General features: G+C 74.0%; 17 protein-coding genes. 8 read left to right on the top strand and 9 right to left on the bottom strand.

Features of this window, described 5'->3' with window-relative positions; translation table 11 throughout:
• Positions 1 to 50 precede the first annotated feature (50 nt).
• The 3 genes from ACFW1I_RS10135 to ACFW1I_RS10125 all read right to left on the bottom strand — a co-directional run bounded on the left by ACFW1I_RS10135 (position 51) and on the right by ACFW1I_RS10125 (position 1,519).
• Complete coding sequence (locus tag ACFW1I_RS10135) at positions 51 to 167, bottom strand: MerR family DNA-binding transcriptional regulator (protein WP_384668245.1); 117 nt, start codon at positions 165 to 167, stop codon at positions 51 to 53.
• A gap of 28 nt (positions 168 to 195) precedes the next feature.
• Positions 196 to 870: a HEAT repeat domain-containing protein gene (locus ACFW1I_RS10130; protein WP_384668242.1), complete on the bottom strand. Its 675-nt coding sequence runs from the start codon at positions 868 to 870 to the stop codon at positions 196 to 198.
• 88 nt (positions 871 to 958) lie between these two features.
• Positions 959 to 1,519, bottom strand: a complete 561-nt coding sequence (locus tag ACFW1I_RS10125) for a dihydrofolate reductase family protein (RefSeq protein ID WP_384668239.1) — start codon at positions 1,517 to 1,519, stop codon at positions 959 to 961.
• Between the two features lie 214 nt (positions 1,520 to 1,733).
• Here ACFW1I_RS10125 and ACFW1I_RS10120 point away from each other — a divergent pair, with 214 nt between their 5' ends.
• The 4 genes from ACFW1I_RS10120 (at position 1,734) to ACFW1I_RS10105 (ending at position 5,379) form a co-directional block, all read left to right on the top strand.
• On the top strand, positions 1,734 to 2,378 hold the full coding sequence (locus ACFW1I_RS10120; protein ID WP_384668237.1) for an SDR family NAD(P)-dependent oxidoreductase: 645 nt from the start codon (positions 1,734 to 1,736) through the stop codon (positions 2,376 to 2,378).
• Between the two features lie 195 nt (positions 2,379 to 2,573).
• Positions 2,574 to 3,455, top strand: coding sequence for an alpha/beta fold hydrolase (locus ACFW1I_RS10115; protein ID WP_384668235.1), 882 nt, complete (start codon positions 2,574 to 2,576; stop codon positions 3,453 to 3,455).
• Entirely contained in the window at positions 3,452 to 4,717 is a 1,266-nt protein-coding gene (locus ACFW1I_RS10110) for an MFS transporter (RefSeq protein ID WP_384668232.1), read from the top strand. Before ACFW1I_RS10115 ends, ACFW1I_RS10110 begins: the two co-directional genes overlap by 4 nt.
• A complete protein-coding gene (locus ACFW1I_RS10105; RefSeq protein WP_384668230.1) occupies positions 4,714 to 5,379 on the top strand; it encodes a 4'-phosphopantetheinyl transferase family protein in 666 nt (221 codons plus the stop codon). The genes ACFW1I_RS10110 and ACFW1I_RS10105 overlap by 4 nt, the downstream gene beginning before the upstream one ends.
• On the opposite strand, the gene ACFW1I_RS10100 is transcribed toward ACFW1I_RS10105, so the two are convergent.
• Positions 5,359 to 6,987, bottom strand: coding sequence for a dipeptide ABC transporter ATP-binding protein (locus tag ACFW1I_RS10100; protein ID WP_384668228.1), 1,629 nt, complete (start codon positions 6,985 to 6,987; stop codon positions 5,359 to 5,361). The genes ACFW1I_RS10105 and ACFW1I_RS10100 overlap by 21 nt on opposite strands.
• Before the next feature lie 26 nt (positions 6,988 to 7,013).
• A complete protein-coding gene (locus tag ACFW1I_RS10095; RefSeq protein ID WP_384668226.1) occupies positions 7,014 to 7,991 on the bottom strand; it encodes a metal ABC transporter substrate-binding protein in 978 nt (325 codons plus the stop codon).
• Positions 7,992 to 8,156: 165 nt separating this feature from the next.
• Between ACFW1I_RS10095 and ACFW1I_RS10090 the strand changes: the two genes are divergently transcribed.
• On the top strand, positions 8,157 to 9,539 hold the full coding sequence (locus ACFW1I_RS10090) for a glycine--tRNA ligase (RefSeq protein ID WP_384668224.1): 1,383 nt from the start codon (positions 8,157 to 8,159) through the stop codon (positions 9,537 to 9,539).
• 70 nt (positions 9,540 to 9,609) lie between these two features.
• Here ACFW1I_RS10090 and ACFW1I_RS10085 read toward each other — a convergent pair whose 3' ends face one another.
• From ACFW1I_RS10085 to ACFW1I_RS10075, 3 genes are all read right to left on the bottom strand, one after another.
• Positions 9,610 to 10,311 carry a VC0807 family protein gene (locus ACFW1I_RS10085; protein WP_384668222.1) on the bottom strand — a complete coding sequence of 234 codons (702 nt, stop codon included), beginning with the start codon at positions 10,309 to 10,311 and terminating at the stop codon, positions 9,610 to 9,612.
• Positions 10,312 to 10,406: 95 nt separating this feature from the next.
• Positions 10,407 to 11,003, bottom strand: coding sequence for a TetR family transcriptional regulator (locus ACFW1I_RS10080; protein ID WP_384668218.1), 597 nt, complete (start codon positions 11,001 to 11,003; stop codon positions 10,407 to 10,409).
• 16 nt (positions 11,004 to 11,019) lie between these two features.
• Positions 11,020 to 12,027, bottom strand: a complete 1,008-nt coding sequence (locus ACFW1I_RS10075; protein WP_384668216.1) for an aldo/keto reductase — start codon at positions 12,025 to 12,027, stop codon at positions 11,020 to 11,022.
• Positions 12,028 to 12,269: 242 nt separating this feature from the next.
• Between ACFW1I_RS10075 and ACFW1I_RS10070 the strand changes: the two genes are divergently transcribed.
• Complete coding sequence (locus ACFW1I_RS10070; RefSeq protein ID WP_384668215.1) at positions 12,270 to 12,452, top strand: DUF6243 family protein; 183 nt, start codon at positions 12,270 to 12,272, stop codon at positions 12,450 to 12,452.
• Between the two features lie 55 nt (positions 12,453 to 12,507).
• Here the strand turns inward: ACFW1I_RS10070 and ACFW1I_RS10065 are convergent, their stop codons facing one another.
• Positions 12,508 to 14,043, bottom strand: coding sequence for an MFS transporter (locus ACFW1I_RS10065; protein ID WP_384668213.1), 1,536 nt, complete (start codon positions 14,041 to 14,043; stop codon positions 12,508 to 12,510).
• Between ACFW1I_RS10065 and ACFW1I_RS10060 the strand changes: the two genes are divergently transcribed.
• Positions 14,036 to 14,917, top strand: coding sequence for a helix-turn-helix domain-containing protein (locus ACFW1I_RS10060; protein WP_384668212.1), 882 nt, complete (start codon positions 14,036 to 14,038; stop codon positions 14,915 to 14,917). The genes ACFW1I_RS10065 and ACFW1I_RS10060 overlap by 8 nt on opposite strands.
• 33 nt (positions 14,918 to 14,950) lie before the next feature.
• Positions 14,951 to 15,425 (top strand): tRNA dihydrouridine synthase (locus ACFW1I_RS10055; protein WP_384668209.1); only part of this gene is annotated, 475 nt, incomplete at its 3' end.

Here is a 15,425-nt window from a genome sequence, read left to right as displayed (position 1 = left end):
TGCGCGGGGTGGCTTTCTTTGGGTACTAGCGGGCGTTTGTCCGCGGGGCGTTACCCCGGGTACCCCGGGCCGGGGCGCCCCGTGGGCCGCACCAGGCCGAGCGACTCGTAGTGCCTGAGCATGCGGGCACTGACGCCGGAGCGGCGTGCCACCTCACCGATCAACACGCCGTGGTGTCCCTCCCGTCGACCGGTCCTAGTGTCCCTCCCGCCCGGACCCGCCGAGCGCCACGACGCGCTTCGCCTCCTCGATCGCGTACGCGAATCCGGTGTCGGGGTCGCGCAGGATCCGCTCGGTGGCGAGCGCGTGCGCGCGGACGCCGGGGTCGGGTGCGGTCGAGGCGGCGCCCAGGACCGGCAGGATCACGTCGCCCAGCTCGATCAGCGCGCGGCTGAGGCTGAGCTGGGTGTCCCGGCCGCCGCGCCCGAGCTGCGAGGCCAGCACCTCGGCCAGGGCGGTCTCCTCGCCGTCCGGCACGAACAGGACGGCCGTCCGCCACGCGGCCCGCGCCACCTCGTCGTCGGCGTCGGTGAGATGCCCGCGCGTGATCGCCGGCCACGCCCGCCGGTCCCCCAGCTTGGAGAGCGTGTGCAGCGCCTGGCCGCGCGCCTGCGCCCGCTCCGAGCCGAGCTCGCGGAGCGTCCTCGGGAACGTCAGCTCGACGGGGTGCCGGGTCAGCGCCCAGGTCAGCATGTCGCGGACGAAGAACTCGGGCTCGACCGCGCACCGCTCGACCAGCGCGTCCACGAACCGGGCGTCGGGGGTCGTGCCGGCCGCCAGCGCGGCCCGCAGCCGCACCGACGGACGCCCGTCCTCCAGCGCCTGGAGAGCCCGCCGTACGACGTCGGGGTCCTGCTCTGTCATGGTCATCGGGACCACCTCCTCGCCCGGCAGTCAAAGGCTTGTCACCGTGTCAAGGTCAAGCGGGACCCGCCCCGCCCCGCCCCGGGGGTGGCCGTCAGGCGCCGGTGGTGTGGCGCAGGAGGACCGCGCGCCCGTCGAAGGTGCGCGTCTCCGCCAGCGTGAGCGGGGTGCGGGAGGCCGCCGGCAGGAAGGCGGGGCGGCCGCCGCCGAGGAGGACGGGGTGGACGACGACGTGGTACTCGTCGATGACGCCGTGCTCGGTGAGGTGGGCGGCGAGCTCGGACCCGCCGAAGAGGACGAGGTCGTGGCCGGCGTCCTTCAGCGCGGTGAGTTCGGCGGCGACGTTCCCGGAGACGACCCGCGTGTTGTGGTCCGCCGTGCGCAGGGTGCGGGAGACGACCACCTTGGGGGCCTTGCGCCAGACCGGGGCGAAGGCCAGGTCGTGCGGGTCCTGCGAGTACCGCTCGGCGTGCGGCCAGAAGCCGGACATCAGGTCCCAGACCTTGCGCCCGTACAGGAAGACCGTGCCCTCCGGGGTGAGTTCCCGGGAGTGGGCGGACAGCTCGGGTCCCATCGCCGGCCAGTCGAACTCGCCGTTCGGGCCCTCGATGAAGCCGTCGAGGGACTGGTGCACGAAGTGGATGAGCTTGCCCATGATGTCGACCGTTCCTTCGGTGTCGGCCGGTGCCCCTGTGGCGCCGTCACCCCTGGGTCGGAGCCGCCCGCCCGCTTCTCTACATCGGCTCGCGGGATTTCCCGGAATTTTCTTCCGGGCCCGTCGCCGCGGGTCCCGGCGCCGGTCCGGGAAGATCGCGCGGCCGGGGGAGGTTGGCCCTGCCGACGTCGCACGACGAGACGAAGGAGCGGTCATGGCGGGTGTGCTGGTCATCGGGGCGGGGCCGGGGATCGGGCAGGCGGTGGCCCGGCGGTTCGCGCGGGAGGGGCTGCCGGTCGCGCTGGTCGCGCGCACGAAGGAGACGGTGGAGACGGCGGCCGGGTCGCTCGCCTCCCTGGGGGTACGGGCGCTGCCCCTCACCGCCGACGTCACCGACGAGGCGGCGCTGCGGGCCGCCCTCGACACGGCCGTCGCCGAACTCGGCCCGCCGGACGCCGTGGTCTACAACGCCGCCGTGATCCGTCCCGACGCCATCGGTGAACTCCGGCTCCGCGACCACCTGGACACCTATGCGGTCAACGTCCTCGGCGCCCTCGCCACCGCCGCGCACCTGCTGCCCGGCATGGCGGAGCGCGGCCGCGGGACCTTCGTCGTCACCGGCGGGATGCCCGAGATGAAGCCCCCGTACGTGAGCCTGTCCCTCGGCAAGGCCGGGGTGCGGGCCCTGGTGGAGCTGCTCGACGCGGAGTACGGACCGTCCGGCGTGCACGTCGCCACGGTCACCGTCGGCGGCGCCGTCGCGCCCGGGACGGCGTACGACCCCGACGACATCGCCGACCACTACTGGCGGCTCCACACCCAGCCCCGCGGAGCGTGGGAGCGCGAGGTGCTCCACTGACCGGCCCCGGTCCACGGCGCCGGGCGGCCCGCTCCTGACACTTCCCTGACCCGGAGTTCGCGCCGCGCGGACGATTCCGGGGAAAGCGGCGGGAAGCTCACCGAGTCCTGGAGCGGGGCGCCTTGAGGGCGCGGGCGAGGCCCGCCGATGCTGGAGGGGTCGGTTCTTCGGCAGCGTGCGGGAAGGGGAGGGCGGATGGCCGTCGTGACGTCGCGGGTGTCGCCCGGGGTGCGTCGGGTGACGCTCGGGACCGGTCGGGCCGCGCCCGTGACGGGGCTGCTGGCCGAGCCGGAGGACGGACTCGGGGCGGCGCGTGCGCTGGTGGTCGCGCTGCACGGCGGCGGCATGAGCGCCGGGTACTTCGACGGGCAGGCGCACCCGGACGTGTCCCTGCTCGCGCTCGGCGCCCGGCTGGGCTACGCGGTGCTCGCCCTGGACCGGCCCGGGTACGGGCCGTACGCCGGTCGCGAACCGGACGGGCGGGGTGTGGCCGGGCAGGTCGGGGCGGTCGCGGACGCGCTGGAGGACGTCGCCGGGGCGCGGGTGCTGCTGCTCGGGCACTCCTTCGGCGGCAAGGTCGCCCTCGCCGTGGCGGCGGACCGGCCGCCGCGGGGGCTGGTGGGCGTGGACGTGTCGGGGGTCGGGCACCGGCCGGCCGTCCGGTTCGTGCGGGGCCCGGGGTTCGCGGCCCGGCGGCTCGACTGGGGGCCGACGTTCGGCCTCTATCCGCCGGGCACGTTCCGCGCGAGCCGTTCGGTGGTGGCTCCGATGCCGAAGCGGGAGGCGGAGTCGGTGGGCGACTGGGCGCGCGGCGGCGCGGACGTCCTCGGTCGGGTACGGGTCCCGGTGCGCTTCACCTTCGCCGAGCACGAGGCGTGGTGGCGGCACGGGCCCGACGACGTGGCCGATCTGACGGGCCGGCTGGGGCTCGCGCCGCGGGTGGTGGTGGACCGGCTGCCCGGGGCCGGGCACAACGTGAGCCTCGGGTGGGCGGCCCGCTCCTACCACCTGAGGGTCCTGGCGTTCCTGGAGGAGTGTCTGGCGGCGGACGGCGCGGCGGCCGGGCCCGTGTCGTGAGCGCGGGCGGCGGCGTGTTCCGGGCCCTGCGCGTCCGGGACTTCCGGCTGTTCGTGCTCGGCCAGCTCGTCTCGGTGGCCGGCACGTGGATGATGGTGGTCGCGCAGGACTGGCTCGTGCTGGGTCTCACCGGCGGGTCCGCGAGCGCGCTGGGCACGGTGACGGCGCTCCAGTTCGCGCCGCTGCTGCTGTTCACGCTGTACGGCGGGCGGCTCGCCGACCGGTACGACAAGCGGGCCCTGCTGACGGCCGCGAACGTGCTGTCGGGCGGTCTGGCCCTGGTGCTCGCGACGCTGGTCCTGACGGGCGGGGTCCGGCTGTGGCACGTGTACGTGTTCGCGTGCGCCCTCGGGCTGGTGAACGCGGTCGAGGTGCCGACGCGGATGGCGTTCGTCGGGGAGCTCGTCGGCTCGGAGCTGCTGCCCAACGCCTCGGCGCTCAGCGCCGCGTACTTCAACGTCGCCCGGGTCGTCGGCCCCGCCCTGTCCGGGCTGCTGATCTCGGCGGCCGGCGTCGGCCGGGTGATGCTGCTGAACGCGGCGAGCTACGCGGCCACCGTCGTGGCGCTGCGTCTGATGCGCGGCGGTGCCGGGCGGGCGCGGGCGCGCGGCGACCGGGTGCGGGTGGTGGACGGGCTGAGGGCGGCGGGCCGCCTCGATCTGGTGGTGCCGCTGGTGCTGGTGGCCGTGGTGGGGCTGTTCGGGCTGAACTTCCAGCTGACGCTGCCGCTGCTGGCGGCGGGGGTGCATCACTCCGGTGCCTCGACGTTCGGTCTGGTGACGGCCGTGTTCGCGGCGGGGTCGCTGGTGGCGGCGCTGCTGACGACCGTGCGGCGGGGCCGACCGTCGGCCCGGCTGGTGGCCGGGTCGGCGGTCGGGTGCGGGCTGCTGGAGGCGGGCGTGGGGGTGGTGTCGTCCTACGGCCCGTCCATGGTGCTGCTGTTCCTCACCGGCGGTGCGTCGATCTTCTTCGTGCAGGCCGCCAACCACCGGGTCCAGCTGGGGGTCCCGCCCGAACTGCGCGGCCGGGTCCTGGCCCTGTACACGCTGATCCTCCAGGGGTCGACGCCGCTGGGCGCGCTGCTCGTCGGCGCGCTCGCCGACCGCTGGGGCGTGCGGTGGGGTTTCCTGGCGGGCGGTCTGGTGTCGCTGGCGGCGGGACTCGGCGCGGCCGCCCTCGGGCGTCGCGGCGACGGGGAGACCCGGCCGGCCGACGCGCCGAAGCGGGAGCGGGAGCCGTCCGGGGAGCGGAGCCGGCGGTGAGCGAGGGGGCCGTGGAGGTGTGGCTGCTGACGGTGCCGGACGGGGAGGCGCCGGGGGCGTACGGGCTGCTCGACGAGGCCGAGCGGCGCCGGGCCCGGGGGTTCGTGACGGCGGCCGGCCGACACCGTTACGTGTGGGCCCATGTGGCGCTGCGGCAGCTCCTGGGGAGGTACGCGGACGTGGATCCGGCCGCGCTGCGGTTCGGCCGGGAGGGCCGGTACGGCCGGCCCGTGCTGCGCGGGGTGGCAGCGGCGCCCGGCTTCTCGCTGTCGCACAGCCACGGTCTGCTCGCCGTCGCCGTGGGGCCGGGGACGCCGGGCGTCGACGTCCAGCGGATGTGTCCGCCGGGCACGGTGGAGGCGTGCCTGCCGCGGCTGCACCCGCGGGAGCGGGCGGAGCTGGAGCGGCTGGCCCCGGCCCCGCGAGCGGTGTCGTTCACCCGGTTGTGGACGCGCAAGGAGGCGTATCTCAAGGCCCTGGGCACGGGCCTGGGGCGGTCGCCGGGTGCGGACTGCCTGGCGGACGCGGAGCCGGCGGCGCGGCCGGCCGGGTGGAGCGTGGCGGACGTGCCCTCCCCGGCCGGGTACGCGGCGGCGGTGGCCGTGCCCGCCGGGGTGGCGTGGTCGATGCGGCCGGTGTGCTCAGCCGCCGCCCTGGGGTGAACGGCCGCGGCCGGGGATCGCGTCGAGGAGTTCCCGGGTCCACGGGTCCGCGGGTGCGGTGAAGACGGTCTCCACGGGACCGGTCTCGACGATCCGGCCGTGCCGCATCACCGCCACGCGGTGGGCGATCTGGCGCACCACGGCCAGGTCGTGGGTGATGAAGAGGTAGCTCAGCCCGTCCTCGCGCTGGAGTTCGGCGAGCACGTCGAGGACGCGGGCCTGGGCGGACACGTCGAGTGCGGAGACGGGTTCGTCGCAGACCACGAGGTCGGGGCGGAGGGCCAGGGCGCGGGCGATGGCGACCCGCTGGCGCTGTCCGCCGGAGAGTTCGGCGGGGCGGCGGCGGGCCACGGCCGCGGGGAGGTGGACCCGGTCGATCAGTTCGGTGACCCGCCGGGTCCGTTCGGCGCGGTCGGCGACGCGGAAGGCGCGCAGGGGCTCCGCGATGATCTCGTCGACGGCGAGCCGCGGGTCGAGGGAGGTATAGGGGTTCTGGTAGACGATCTGGAGGCGGCGGCGCAGCGCGCGCAGGGCCGGCCCGCGCAGCCTCGTGATGTCCTGGCCGTCGAAGGTGATCCGGCCCGATGTCGGGGCGGTCAGGCGCAGCAGCAGCCGGGCGGTCGTGGACTTGCCCGAGCCGGACTCCCCGACGAGGGCCAGGGTCTCGCCGCGCGCGATGCGCAGGCTGACGCCGTCGACGGCGGGGGGCAGCGGGCCGTGCGGGCCGGTGCGGCGGCGCGGGTACTCCTTGACGAGGTCCTCGGCCGTGAGGAGGTCGGGGAGGCCGGTGCGCCGCGGCGCGGCCGGGCGGGCGCGGCGGGCGGGGGCGAAGGCCGGGGCGGCGGCCAGCAGGGACCTGGTGTACGGGTGCCGGGGCGCGGTCAGCACCTCGTCGGTGGGGCCGGTCTCGACGATCCGGCCCCGTGCCATGACGGCGATCCGCCGGGCGCGGTCGGCGGCCACGCCGAGGTCGTGGGTGATGAGCAGGACGGCGGTGCCGGCCGTGCGGGTGAGCGTGTCGAGGTGGTCGAGGACGGTGCGCTGGACGGTGACGTCGAGGGCGCTGGTGGGTTCGTCGGCGACGAGGAGGCGGGGGCGGGCGGCGAGGGCGATGGCGATGAGGGCGCGCTGCCGCATGCCGCCGGAGAGTTCGTGGGGGTACTGGAGGGCCCGGTCCCGGGGCCGGTCGAGGCCGGCCTCGCCGAGGAGTTCGGCCGCCCGGGCGAGGGCGGTGGCGCGGTCGGGGGCGAGGCCGTGCAGGAGGAGGACCTCGGCGACCTGGGTGCCGACCCGCTGCACGGGGTTGAGGGAGACCGCCGGGTCCTGCGGGATCAGGCCGATGGCGCGGCCGCGGTGGGCGCGCAGGACGGCCTCGTCGGCGCCGGCCAGGTCGGTCCCGTCGTACCGGATGGTGCCGCCGTCGACGCGGGCGCCGGGCGGCAGCAGGCCGAGGACGGCGTGGGCGGTGGTGCTCTTGCCGGAGCCGGATTCGCCGACCAGGGCGAGGACGTCTCCGGGCCGGACGGTGAGGTCGACGCCCCGGAGGACGGGGCGGGCGCCGAGGGCCGCCGTGGCTCCGCGGACGGAAATGACGGGCTCGTCGCTCACGAGTGCCTCCTGCGTGCGGGGGTGGATCACTTGGCGCCGAGGGCCTTCTTCAGCGCGGCGAGGTTCGACTGCATGACCTCGATGTAGTCATCGCCCTTGGACCGGTCCGTGATTCCCTCCAGCGGGTCGAGGACGTCGGTCTTCAGGCCGGTGTCCTGCGCGAGGGTCTTCGCGGTCTTGTCGCTGGCGAGGGTCTCGAAGAAGACGGTGGTGACCTTCTCGGCCTTCGCGACGTCCTGGAGCTCCTTGACGCGGGCGGGGCTCGGCTCGGACTCGGGGTCCATGCCGGAGATGCCCTCCTGGTCCAGGTGGTAGCGCTCGGCGAGGTAGCCGAAGGCGGAGTGGGTGGTGATGAAGGTCTTCGTGGCGGTGTTCTTCAGGCCCGTCTCGAACTCGGTGTCCAGGGCGTCGAGCTTCTTCACCAGGGCGGCGGTGTTCTTCTCGTAGTCCGCGGCGTGGTCCGGGTCGGCCTTCGCGAAGGCGGCGCCGACGCCCTTGGCGACCTCGGCGTACTTGACGGGGTCGAGCCAGACGTGGGGGTCGTTCCCGGCCTCGGAGCCGTGGTCGTGGCCCTCGTGGGACTCCTCCTCGGCGTGCTCCTCGTCGCCGTGCTCCTCGGTGGTGTGGGCTTCGAGGGTGGTGAGGGTGGCGGCGTCGATCGTGTGCTCCACGCCGGCCTGGGAGATGGCCTCGTCGACGGCGGGCTGGATGCCCTTGAGGTAGAGGAGCACGTCGGCGTCGGCGAGCTCGCCGATCTGCCGCGGCTTGAGCTCCAGGTCGTGGGGTTCGACGCCGGGCTTGGTCAGGGTCTGGACGGCCACGTGGCCGCCGCCTATCTGCTCGGCCAGGTACTGCATGGGGTAGAACGACGCGACGACGTCCAGCTTGCCGTCCGTCCCCTTGTCGGCGGCCGAGGAGCTTCCGCCACAGGCGGAGAGGGTGACGAGACCGAGGGCGACGGCTCCGGCGACGGCGGTGGTGGGTATCAGACGGCGTACGTTCATGACACTCATTTTCAACAAAACTGGAAACGGTTGTCAATTGCCCGAGCTGTGGTACGGGCCACGCCGGCCGCGCGGCCGCCGGTCGCCGAACCGATTTGATACGGGGGGTGCGGGCGCCGGTAACCTGTGGCATTCGCACTTCGTCGTCGTAATGAAGAGAGCACCGTGGCCGCCGACAAGATCGACACCATCGTCAGCCTGAGCAAGCGCCGTGGCTTCGTTTTCCCGTGCAGTGAGATCTACGGCGGTCAGCGCGCCGCCTGGGACTACGGACACCTGGGCGTCGAGCTCAAGGAGAACATCAAGCGCCAGTGGTGGCGTTACATGGTCACCTCGCGCGAGGACGTCGTCGGCATCGACTCGTCGGTCATCCTGGCGACCGAGGTCTGGGAGGCGTCCGGTCACGTCGCCACCTTCACCGACCCCCTGACCGAGTGCACCTCCTGCCACAAGCGCTACCGCGCCGACCACCTGGAGGAGGCGTACGAGGAGAAGCACGGCCGCCTCCCCGAGAACGGCCTCGCCGACCTCAACTGCCCCAACTGCGGCAACAAGGGCACCTTCACCGAGCCCAAGAACTTCTCGGGCCTGCTCGCCACCCACCTCGGCCCGACCCAGGACTCCGGCTCCGTCGCCTACCTGCGTCCCGAGACCGCCCAGGGCATCTTCACCAACTTCGCCCTGGTGCAGACGGCCGCGCGCAAGAAGCCGCCGTTCGGCATCGCGCAGATGGGCAAGTCCTTCCGGAACGAGATCACTCCGGGCAACTTCATCTTCCGGACCCGCGAGTTCGAGCAGATGGAGATGGAGTTCTTCGTCAAGCCGGGCGAGGACGAGCAGTGGCAGGAGTACTGGATGCAGCAGCGCTGGAACTGGTACACCGGCCTCGGTCTCCGCGAGGAGAACATGCGCTGGTACGAGCACCCGCAGGAGAAGCTCTCCCACTACTCGAAGCGCACCGCCGACATCGAGTACCGCTTCTCCTTCGGCGGCAGCGAGTGGGGCGAGCTGGAGGGCGTCGCCAACCGCACCGACTACGACCTGACCGCCCACTCCAAGGCGTCCGGTGCCAACCTGACGTACCACGACCAGGAGTCCGGCGACCGCTACACGCCGTACGTCATCGAGCCCGCCGCCGGTGTCGGCCGCACCATGCTCGCCTTCCTGCTCGACGCGTACACCGAGGACGAGGCCCCGAACGCCAAGGGCGTCATGGAGAAGCGCGTGGTGCTCCGCCTCGACCACCGCCTGGCCCCGGTCAAGGCCGCCGTCCTGCCGCTCTCCCGCAACCCGCAGCTCTCCCCGAAGGCCAAGGGCCTCGCGGCGGACCTGCGCCAGAACTGGAACATCGACTTCGACGACGCCGGCGCCATCGGCCGCCGCTACCGCCGTCAGGACGAGATCGGCACCCCGTTCTGCATCACCGTCGACTTCGACACCCTCGACGACAACGCGGTGACCGTGCGCGAGCGCGACACGATGAAGCAGGAGCGCGTCTCCCTCGACCAGATCCAGGGCTACCTGGCCAGCCGCCTCATCGGCTGCTGACCTCCCCACTGGCACGGCGGAGCCCCCGGTCCGGAACATCGGACCGGGGGCTCTCCCGTGTGCGCGGAACTCAGGCCGCCGCTGCCGCCGCTTCGGCCTCGGCCTGCCGCTGCTCCCCTTCGGCCTGCCGCCGCTTGCCGAACCAGGCCGACCAGACGCTGAGCGCGCCGAGCACGCCGTAGACCATCACCGAGCTGACCACGACCATGGTGTCGGTCGGCAGGACGTACGCGAGCGCGATCCGGACCAGCGCCTCCAGCACGTACGCCACGCCCCACACCAGCGTCATCGTGCGCAGGGTGGAGCGGAAGCCCTCGTACTGCCACAGCCCGTTCCACCAGGCGGTGGACTCCGGGGTGCCGTCGGTGGAGAACTTCCGCCCGAAGTAGAACATCAGCGGGCGCGGCGCGAACAGGGTGACGAGGCACAGCAGCCCGAACAGGCCGGTCACCCCGGAGTCCTTGACCAGCAGCGCGCGGGCGGTGTGCGCGCCGATCAGCGAGACGAGGGCGGTGATCACCAGGAAGACCAGGGTGACGACCGCGAACTCGTCGACCTTGCGCCGCCAGGCCACCATGATCGCGGAGTCGAGCACCGGCCAGGCGCTGCTGAGCAGCAGCGCGGAGAACTCGGACCAGCCGTGGTCGTCCGTCAGCGTGTTGTACGTGACGATCGGCGCGACGACGTTGAGCCCGATGGTCAGGAGCCAGCCGAGGGCGGACGCCTTCCCGGAGCGGGCCGGCGGGCCGGGCGGGCGTTCGGTGACGGACATGTCTCCCCCTGAGAGTGTGCGGTCGGGGAGAGACTAGTCAGGTACAGGACAGGAAGGGAGGGGTATTCCGGTCCAAAAGATCTCCAGGACGATCCTCAGGCGGCCCGGCGCAGGGCCCTGAGGACCAGGGAGACGACCGCCTCGAAGGCGGCCTCGATGCCCGGAGCGGACCAGTCCGCGGCGTGCGCCGGGTCGTGGAAGCGGTCCGTGGCGTCGAAGACGGCCCGCGCGGTCGTGGTGACGTCCGGATCCGCTGCGGTGAAGATCCCGTCCCGGATCCCGCTCGCGATGACGGCGGCGATCTGCTCCACGAGGTGGTCCACGTGCCGGTCGACCACCGCGCTGTTCTCGCCGATGAGGACCTGGAAGGTGGCCATCAGCTCGGGGTCGCCGCCGGCCTTGTTCCGCTTCAGCACGAAGAGCGCCGTCAGCCAGCCGGTCAGCCGCTCGTCGGCCGGGCCGGTGCCCTCCGCGTACGGGCGGAGCTCGGTGATCGTCCCCTCCAGCCACCGCTCCGTGACCGCCTCGCGCAGCGCCGCCTTGGTGCGGAAGTGGCGGTAGACGCTGCCGTGGCTCACGCCGAGGGCCCGGGCCACGTCCACGACCGTCGCCTTCGCGGGGCCGTACCGGCGCAGCACCTCCTCGGTGGCTTCGAGGATGCGCTCGGCGGTCAGGGATTCGGTGGCGGCCATGGGACGACAGTACCTGTCAGTGCTCGCTGTCCAGGTGGGCCATCTGCGCGGCCGGGTAGCGCTCGCCGGCGGCGGCGCCGGCCGGGACGGCCGCCTCGATCGCGGCCAGGTCGGCCGCGTCGAGGGTGACGTCCAGCGCCCCGAGCGCCTCGGCGAGCCGGGTCCGGGTGCGGGCGCCGACCAGCGGCACGATGTCGTCGCCCTGCGCCAGGGCCCAGGCGATCGCGGTCTGCGCCACCGAGACGCCCTTGGCCTCGGCGACGGTCCGCAGCCGGTCCACCAGGTCGAGGTTGCGGTGCAGGTTGTCGCCCTGGAAGCGGGGGCTCATGCCGCGGAAGTCGCCCGGGGCGAGCGCCCGGTCGCGGGTGAAGTGGCCGCTGATCAGGCCGCGGGAGAGGACCCCGTACGCGGTGACGCCGATGCCCAGCTCGCGGGCGGTCGGCAGGATCTTCTCCTCGATGCCGCGGGAGATCAGCGAGTACTCGATCTGGAGGTCGGCGATCGGGGCGACGGCGGCGGCCCGGCGCAGGGTGTCCGCGCCGACCTCGGAGAGGCCGATGTGCCGGACGTGCCCGGCCTCGACCAGCTCGGCGATGGCGCCGACGGTCTCCTCGATCGGCACGTCGGGGTCGACGCGGGCGATCCGGTAGACGTCGATGTGATCGGTGCCGAGCCGCTGGAGCGAGTACGCGGCGAAGTTCTTCACCGCCGCCGGCCGGCCGTCGTAGCCGGTGAAGCCGCCCTCGACGGTCCGCAGCGCGCCGAACTTCACGCTGGTCAGCGCCTGCTCGCGGCGGCCGGCCGGGGCGGTGCGCAGGGCCTCGGCGATGAGCAGCTCGTTGTGGCCCATCCCGTAGAAGTCGCCGGTGTCGAGGAGGGTCACGCCGGCCTCCAGGGCCGCGTGGACGGTCGCGATCGACTCGGCGCGGTCGGCCTCGCCGTACAGCGCGGACATGCCCATGCAGCCGAGGCCGAGCGCGGAGACGGCGGGGCCGGTGGTGCCGAGGGTGCGGGTGGGAAGCATGGCGGTCTCCTGGGGGAGGGAGGGGGAGGGGTGCCCTACAACCATGACATGACCGATGACAGATTTCAATATCTGTCATTCGATGGGCGTGCTCGCCCCCGGAAAAACCGGATGCACCGCGCCGAACCGCCCCGCTACCGTGCGGGGCATGCATGCACACCTCCCGATCTACGAGTGAGAGCGGCGCCGCTCCGGCGGACCACCGACGACCCACCGCACACCTCACCGAAGGGGAGACCCCCATGGCCAAGAGCCGCAACAACCTCCTCGGCGTCGGCGGACAGCGCAAGAAGCTGTCCCGCGCCGAACAGCAGGGCGCGAGCGCGAGCCGCGCCGCCGACCGCCGCTCGGCGGACGACAAGAAGCAGGACCTCCTGAAGAAGATGCGCGAGCGCAACCGGAGCGCCGACACCTCCGAGGAGTAGCCCCCACCGAAGGGCCCGGACCGCACCGGCGGCCCGGGCCCTTCACCGTCCCCGCTCAGCCCGCCGCCCTCGGCAGCCGCAGGGCGTACAGACCCGTCAGCAGCGCCAGCCCCAGCTGCACCAGCAGGGTCGTCGCCAGCGCCGTGCCCATCGGGCCCGACGCCGCCAGCGACAGGAACAGCGAGCCCAGCGTCGCCACCCCCAGGGCCAGCGCCGCCTGCTGGGTCGTCACCATCACCCCGCTGCCCACGCCCGCCCGGTCCGCCGGGACCTCGGCGAGCACCACCCGGAACAGCACCGGCAGCTGGAGCCCCTGCCCCAGACCCGCCACCGCCATCCCCGGCGCCAGCGTCCACGGCGAGACCTCCGGCCAGGAGTGCCAGGCCGTCCACGCGAGCATCCCCAGCCCCGCCGCCTGCACCGCCGCGCCCGCCGGGATCACCCGGGTGCCCCAGCGGGCCACCAGCCGCGGACCCGCCAGCGACGCGCCGAAGAAGGCCAGCGCCATCGGCGCGAGGGCCGCGCCCGAGGCGACCGGGCCCAGCGCCAGGCCCTGCTGGAGCGCCACCGCGATCACCAGCATGAAGCCGCCGAAGCCGCCCGACAGCGGCAGCACCAGGGCCAGGCCCCGGCGCAGCGGCGCCAGCCGGAGGAGCGACGGCGGGACCAGCGGGGTGCCGCCCCGCCGCTCCACCCGCCGCTCCGTCCGCCAGAACACCGCCGCCGCCACCGGGAACGCGGCCAGCGCGCACCACGTCCACACCGGCCGGCCCGCGGCGCGGCCCTCCGTCAGCGGGACGAGCAGCGCGGCGAGCGCCACCGCCAGCAGCGCCGTGCCCCGGACGTCCAGGGGCGCCGGGGCCGCCGCCCGGGTCTCCGGGACCGCGCGCAGCGCCATCGGCAGCGCCGCCAGGACCACCGGCACGTTCAGCAGGAAGGCCGCCCGCCAGCCGAGCCCGGCCACGTCCGCCGCGACCAGCAGACCGCCCAGGATCTGCCCCGAGACGAACGCGAGACCGTTGGTCGCCCCGTACAGACCCAGCGCCCGGGCCCGGCGGGCCCCTGTCGTCGAGGAGTGAAGGGTCGCGAGCACCTGCGGCAGCAGCAGCGCCGCCGCGGCACCCTGTGCCACCCTGGCCGCGACCAGGCTCCACGCCGTCGGGGCGATCCCGCACAGCAGCGACGTCACGCCGAAGGCCACCAGGCCCGCCAGGAAGAGCCGGCGCCGGCCGAAGAGGTCGCCGAGCCGGCCGCCGAGCACCAGCAGCACCGCGTACGCCAGGCCGTACCCGGCGACCACCAGCTCCAGCAGCGTCTCGTCCGCGCCGAGGTCCCGCCCGATCGAGGGCAGGGCCACGTTGACGATGAAGAAGTCGACCAGGGGCAGTGCCGCCCCCAGGAGGACCGTGAACAGGCCGAGCGGGCCGAGGCCGGCGGCGGGCGGGTGGGGCGGGGTCGTCGTCGTTGTCCTCGTCGTGGTCACGCCCCGACGATCGGCGCCCCCGCTCCCTGGTACCAGAGCCTCCTCATCCTGGTACCACGAGTGCCTGGCACCCGGCTCCCCGGACGGGCAGGCTTGCCCCATGAGCATCGCCGCGACGACCGGACCCGACGCCCGCCGGCGGGAGCTCGCCGCCTTCCTGCGCAGCCGCCGCGAGCGCGTCACCCCCGAACAGGTCGGCCTGGTCCGGGGCCGCCGGCGCCGCACCCCCGGCCTGCGCCGCGAGGAGGTCGCGCAGCTCTCCGCCGTCGGCGTCACCTGGTACACCTGGATCGAGCAGGCCCGGGACATCCAGGTCTCCCCGCAGGTCCTCGACGCCCTCGCCGGCGCCCTGCTGCTCGACCCGACCGAGCGCGCCCACCTCTTCGCCCTCGCCGGACAGCCCGACCCCCGGCCCGGCACCCCCAGCCCCGCCGTCACCCCGGCCGTCCGCGCCCTGCTCGACCAGCTGGAGCCGGTGCCCGCCGCCGTCCAGAACAGCCGCTTCGACCTCCTCGCCCACAACCGCACCTTCGGGCGGCTCTTCCGCGACCTCGACGCGCTGCCGCCCGAGGACCGCAACACGCTCTGGCTGGCCTGCACCGACCCGGAGTTCCGCGCCGCCGTCACCGACCTGCCGGAGCTGATCGCCCTGCTCGCCGGGAAGCTCCGCGCCCAGATGGCCGAGCACCTGGCCGAGCCCGCCTGGAAGCGGCTCGTCCACCGGCTGGAGGCCGCCTCGCCCGAGTTCCGGGAGGTCTGGGCCCGGCACGACGTCGTCGCACCCGGCGGCCGGACCAAGGTGGTCCGCAACGCCCTCGTCGGCCCGCTCCGCTTCGACCACACCAACCTGTGGCTCGGCCCCTCCGCCGGACCCGTCCTCGTCACCTACGTCCCCCTCGACGAGGAGACCCGGGCCGGCTGCGCCCGGCTCCTGGAGCTGGTGGTCCGGGAGCGGGCGGAGCGGCCCCTCGCCGCCGCCTGAGGTCACCCGTCCGGGTGCGGGACAATGGCAGACATGACCGCGTTCTCCCCCCTCTCCATCGGCCCGCACGTCGTGCAGCCCCCGGTGGTGCTCGCGCCCATGGCCGGCATCACCAACGCCCCCTTCCGGACCCTCTGCCGCGAGTTCTCCGGCGGCAAGGGGCTGTTCGTGAGCGAGATGATCACGACCCGGGCGCTGGTGGAGCGCAACGAGAAGACGATGCAGCTCATCCGCTTCGACGCGACGGAGCAGCCGCGCTCGATCCAGCTGTACGGGGTGGACCCGGTCACCGTCGGCAAGGCGGTCCGGATGATCGTCGACGAGGACCTCGCCGACCACATCGACCTGAACTTCGGCTGCCCGGTGCCCAAGGTGACCCGCAAGGGCGGCGGCTCGGCGCTGCCGTACAAGCGGCCGCTGCTCCGGGCGATCCTGCACGAGGCCGTGACGAACGCGGGCGACCTGCCGGTCACCATGAAGATGCGCAAGGGCATCGACGACGACCACA

The sequence above is a fragment of the Streptomyces sp. NPDC058955 genome (genome assembly GCF_042741435.1).
Lineage (GTDB): Bacteria > Actinomycetota > Actinomycetes > Streptomycetales > Streptomycetaceae > Streptomyces.
Note: the sequence above shows the minus strand (reverse complement) of the source record. Positions and strands in the feature narration are given on the sequence as shown.

What these genes read in the sequence shown, in the direction of transcription:
- ACFW1I_RS10070 (WP_384668215.1), top strand. Translation starts at nt 12,270, where the DNA reads ATGGCCAAGAGCCGCAACAACCTCCTCGGCGTCGGCGGACAGCGCAAG.
- ACFW1I_RS10060 (WP_384668212.1), top strand. Translation starts at nt 14,036, where the DNA reads ATGAGCATCGCCGCGACGACCGGACCCGACGCCCGCCGGCGGGAGCTC.
- ACFW1I_RS10065 (WP_384668213.1), bottom strand. Translation starts at nt 14,043, where the DNA reads ATGCTCATGGGGCAAGCCTGCCCGTCCGGGGAGCCGGGTGCCAGGCAC.
- ACFW1I_RS10085 (WP_384668222.1), bottom strand. Translation starts at nt 10,311, where the DNA reads ATGTCCGTCACCGAACGCCCGCCCGGCCCGCCGGCCCGCTCCGGGAAG.
- ACFW1I_RS10120 (WP_384668237.1), top strand. Translation starts at nt 1,734, where the DNA reads ATGGCGGGTGTGCTGGTCATCGGGGCGGGGCCGGGGATCGGGCAGGCG.
- ACFW1I_RS10125 (WP_384668239.1), bottom strand. Translation starts at nt 1,519, where the DNA reads ATGGGCAAGCTCATCCACTTCGTGCACCAGTCCCTCGACGGCTTCATC.
- ACFW1I_RS10130 (WP_384668242.1), bottom strand. Translation starts at nt 870, where the DNA reads ATGACCATGACAGAGCAGGACCCCGACGTCGTACGGCGGGCTCTCCAG.
- ACFW1I_RS10075 (WP_384668216.1), bottom strand. Translation starts at nt 12,027, where the DNA reads ATGCTTCCCACCCGCACCCTCGGCACCACCGGCCCCGCCGTCTCCGCG.
- ACFW1I_RS10095 (WP_384668226.1), bottom strand. Translation starts at nt 7,991, where the DNA reads ATGAACGTACGCCGTCTGATACCCACCACCGCCGTCGCCGGAGCCGTC.
- ACFW1I_RS10080 (WP_384668218.1), bottom strand. Translation starts at nt 11,003, where the DNA reads ATGGCCGCCACCGAATCCCTGACCGCCGAGCGCATCCTCGAAGCCACC.
- ACFW1I_RS10115 (WP_384668235.1), top strand. Translation starts at nt 2,574, where the DNA reads ATGGCCGTCGTGACGTCGCGGGTGTCGCCCGGGGTGCGTCGGGTGACG.